This is a genomic window from Streptomyces sp. (assembly GCF_036566765.1).
In the GTDB taxonomy this organism is placed as follows: Bacteria; Actinomycetota; Actinomycetes; order Streptomycetales; family Streptomycetaceae; genus Streptomyces.
Genome location: NZ_DATCVQ010000502.1, coordinates 1 through 4,010, shown reverse-complemented (window position 1 = coordinate 4,010; position 4,010 = coordinate 1). Strand labels below are relative to the sequence as shown.

At 73.4% G+C, this 4,010-nt stretch carries 3 protein-coding genes and 1 pseudogene; 2 read left to right on the top strand and 2 right to left on the bottom strand.

What is annotated here, in order from left to right; all coding sequences use genetic code 11:
• Positions 1-891 (top strand): c-type cytochrome biogenesis protein CcsB (ccsB, locus tag VIU94_RS29265; protein WP_331915794.1); only part of this gene is annotated, 891 nt, incomplete at its 5' end.
• 48 nt (positions 892-939) lie between these two features.
• Positions 940-1,473, top strand: coding sequence for an SRPBCC domain-containing protein (locus VIU94_RS29260; protein ID WP_331915792.1), 534 nt, complete (start codon positions 940-942; stop codon positions 1,471-1,473).
• 73 nt (positions 1,474-1,546) lie between these two features.
• Here VIU94_RS29260 and VIU94_RS29255 read toward each other — a convergent pair whose 3' ends face one another.
• Positions 1,547-3,085 carry an ABC transporter substrate-binding protein gene (locus tag VIU94_RS29255; RefSeq protein ID WP_331915790.1) on the bottom strand — a complete coding sequence of 513 codons (1,539 nt, stop codon included), beginning with the start codon at positions 3,083-3,085 and terminating at the stop codon, positions 1,547-1,549.
• Positions 3,086-3,090: 5 nt separating this feature from the next.
• A pseudogene (locus tag VIU94_RS29250) lies at positions 3,091-4,010 on the bottom strand (hypothetical protein); the annotation flags it as partial.

Sequence of the window (4,010 nt, the reverse complement as noted above, 5' to 3'; positions counted from 1 at the left end):
CAGGTCGCGCAGAAGGGCGGCGCCACCGCCGTACTGGAGCGACCGAAGATCATTACGCGTTCCGCCGCCGGTTCACGCGATGTCCCGGACGGGCCCGGCGCCGCCGGCGGCACGTTCAAGGGCGATCTCTGGGGGCGGATCGCGGTCTCGATGACCGTGCTCGCCTTCCTCGTCGAGGCCGGCGGGGTCGTCGCCCGCGCGCTGTCCGTGCAGCGTGCCCCGTGGGGCAACATGTACGAGTTCTCGATCACCTTCTCCACGGTGGCCGTCGGCGCGTACCTGGGCTTCCTCGTCGCGCGGAAGAACGTCCGCTGGATGGGCCTGCCGCTGGTCACCACCGTCCTGCTCGACCTTGGCGTGGCCACCACCTGGCTGTACACCGACAGCGACCAGCTGGTCCCGGCGCTGCACTCGTACTGGCTGTGGATCCACGTCTCCACCGCGATCTTCTGCGGCGCGGTGTTCTACCTGGGCGCCGTCGCCACCCTGCTGTACCTGTTCCGCGACTCGTACGAGAACAAGCTCGCCGACGGCGGCGAGCCGGGCGCCTTCGCCCGCTCCGTCCTGGAGCGGCTGCCCGCCGCGGCCTCCCTGGACAAGTTCGCGTACCGGGTCAACGCGGCGATCTTCCCGCTGTGGACCTTCACGATCATCGCGGGCGCGATCTGGGCGGGCGACGCCTGGGGCCGCTACTGGGGCTGGGACGCCAAGGAGGTCTGGTCCTTCATCACGTGGGTCGGCTACGCGGCGTACCTGCACGCCCGTGCCACGGCCGGCTGGAAGGGCCGCAAGGCGGCGTACATCGCGCTCATCGCGTTCGCCTGCTTCCTGTTCAACTACTACGGCGTCAACATCTTCGTCACCTCCAAGCACTCGTACGCCGGCGTCTGACGTGCTCCTTGGCTCGCGTCCCGCGGGCCGCGGGGCCACGCTGGAGGTATGACCGAGACGATCTCTCACGGCATCGGCACGACGCACGACGGCGACGCGCACACCCTGAGATTCGTACTGGAGCTGCCGCATCCGCGGATCGCGGTGTGGGCGGCCGTCGCGACGCCGGAGGGTCTGCCGCAGTGGCTGTGCGCGGCGGACCCGCTGGAGCCGAGGCTCGGCGGCGCGGTGACCCTGCGCTGGCTCAACGGGAACACGGTGGTCTCGGGGCGGGTGACCGCCTGGGACCCGGAAGTGGTGGCCGAGTACACGGTCGATCCGCCGCACGAGAGGATCCGGTTCCATCTGGAGCCGGGCGGCCCCGGCGGCGGGTCGACCGTGCTGCGTTTCACCAACGTCTTCCACGGCTCGCACGACGCGAAGCTGGACACCCTGGCGGGCTGGCACGACCACTTCGAGCGGCTGGCCGCCGCCCTGGACGGCCGGCCGACGGACTGGCGGCTCTGGACCGCCGAGCGCTGGCAGCACCTGCGGGACATGTACGAGCGGGAAGACGCGCCCTGGCCCAAGTGGGAGCCCTAGGGGGCGCCTGACGATTCCCCGCCGCGGGGAATCGTCAGACACCCCTGGGAATCGTCAGACACCCCCAAGGCCGTCACCCCCGCTTCGGCGGCAGGCAGTCCGCGGCCGGCGGGCGCCCCTCCGGCCAGGCGATCTGCACGAAGCGCTGGGTGCCGTCAGCGGCGAGCTCCACGATCGGGACCGCCTTGTTGTACGGGTTGCCGTAGTTGTCCAGGCAGATCCAGCCGCTCGCGCCGCGCACCCGCAGCGAGCCCTTCACCTGCGGCCACTGCGTGACCACGTCAGCGAGCGCCGGGTACTGCTTCCCCTCGCCGGTGGCCTGCCGTATGGCGTGCACGGCCGTCGCCATCGCGTCGTACGCGACGATCGCCTGCCCGTCCTCCAGGGCCACCGGCTCCTTGGACGCGGCCGCGAGGTCGGCCAGGAACCGGTCGTAGTCGGCCGTCGAGCCGCCCGCCGCCGGGACCGTACGGCCGCCCGCCGGCTTCCAGGCGTCCGGGTGCGCCAGCGAGGCGTACCGCACGGTCAGCCGGGCCTTCAGCGCGTCCCGGTCGAGCCGGCCGTCCGCGCCCAGGTACGAGCCCTCGTCGCCGGTCAGCACGGTGAACCGGCGCTCGGTGCAGCCGCGGTCGCCGAGCGCGTTGATGAACTGGCGCAGCTGGGTGTGCCGGCCGGCGAAGAAGAGCGTCTCGGCGCGGGTGTCGCAGATCAGGTGGGTGATCTGGCGGAAGGTGTTCGCGGTGGTGCCCTCGTCGCTCGCGTCGGGCGGCGAGGTGAAGAGCTGCGGCTCGTACGGGGCGCCCTTCAGGGACGCGGCGAACGCGGACTTCAGGGTGTCGGTGTAGTGGTCGCCGGAGCGGGTGTCCTGGACCAGGAGCGCCTTCGCGGCGTCGACCTTGCCGAAGTGGCCCAGCGCCTTGGCCTCGTCGGTGTTGGTGGGGGAGACCCTGGCCAGGCCCGGGAAACGGTTCTGGCCGGGGCCCGGGCCGTTGGCGATGTCGTCGGCGGTGATCGTGGTGCCGACGACCGCGATGCCGGCGCGGGTCAGCTCGGTCACCGCCTCCCGTACCGGGGTGGAGCTGGTCGCGACGCCGGAGACCGCGCGCAGCCGGTCCGGGGCGCCGGTCATCGTCTTGAGCCGGTCGACGGCGGCCCGCCAGTGCGCGCTGCCGCGGCCGGCGTTGGCGAGTACCAGCCGGATCTTCGGGGTCTGGTCGTTGGAGGCGTGGTTGGCGCGGTACTGCTGGGCGTACGCGCCCTGCACCTCGTGCAGCACCTTGATCCGCATCCCGGCGTCGGGCGAGGTCAGCGGCAGCAGCAGGGCGACCGTCGCGTACGTGCCGGGCTTCAGGGCCCTGTTCTCGCGGGCGATCGCGGCGGCGACCTCGGCCAGCGCGGGGACGCCGAAGTCGTGCCCGTCGCCGTTGACGCCGACGCATTCGGCGCTGCCCTCGGGCCGCTCGACGCCCGCGGCGCAGGAACGGTCCTCCGGGGTGGTGACCCGGTCGACGACGTACACGACGGCCGCGGCCAGGAGGGCCAGCGCGATCACCGACGTGACGATCTTCTGCCGGGTGGTGTAGAAGACGCGGTAGCGCAGCTGGTTGGCCATGGTCGTCAGACTCCGTCCTCCCGGCCCGGCGGGACGGTGATCCCCTGCCAGGCACGGATGTCCCTCGGCCAGTGGGTGGCCGCGTCCCACAGCGGACTGTTGCCGGTCAGATGCCGGCCGGACAGCTGGCGCAGCTCGTGCGCCAGCTTCTCGACGACGTCGTCGTCGGGCAGCGCGAGCGGGTCGGTGAGCAGCCACAGCGCGTGCAGCAGCCGCCCGAGGCACAGGTGCAGTTCGGCGTCCTCGTCGTCGAGCCCGGGCGGCAGGGCGACGGCCTGCCGGCCGAGCGCGACCGCGCGGCGCGGGTCGGGCCCGGCGCGGTGCTGCTCGCGCGGGTACGGCGCGGAGGCGAGGAACCGCAGCCGGCCCAGCCAGCCGAGCACGTCCGGCGCGGGGAAGGTGAGCCGCAGATGCGTCACGGCTTCCTCGGTCCCGCCGAGCGCCAGATCGTGGTGGAGCCGGTACGGGTCGGGCGCGGGGCCGTAGTACTGGCGCAGGGTCTCGTGGACGGCGCGCCAGGAGGCGTACGCGGGCCGGTCGCCATCGTGGAAGCGCAGCCGGTGCAGCAGCAGGGCGCGCAGCAGCGGGTCGGCGACGAAGTGCTCCGGGCCCTCCGGCCAGTCCTCGGCGCGCAGCAGGTCGCGGACCCGCAGCGCCAGGTCGCCGTCCGGGGCCTCGGCGCGCAGCCGGGTCCGGGCGAGCATCCGGGCCGACTCCTCGTCGTGCGCGGCGGCCAGCACCGCGAACGGGCCGCGCCGGACGTGCGGAAGCAGCTCCTTCAGCAGGGTGCGGGCGACCGGGACCGGCGGGCTGTCCTCGCGCAGCTCCACGGTCAGGTCGAGCAGGGCGGCGGGGGTGAGCGAGGCGCGCAGCGGGCCGGGGGCCTCGGCGGCGGCCCGGCTGAGCAGCGCCACGCCCAGCGGGC

Excerpts from the sequence above, each read along its gene's own strand:
- VIU94_RS29260 (WP_331915792.1), top strand. The coding sequence starts at position 940 with ATGACCGAGACGATCTCTCACGGCATCGGCACGACGCACGACGGCGAC.
- VIU94_RS29255 (WP_331915790.1), bottom strand. The coding sequence starts at position 3,085 with ATGGCCAACCAGCTGCGCTACCGCGTCTTCTACACCACCCGGCAGAAG.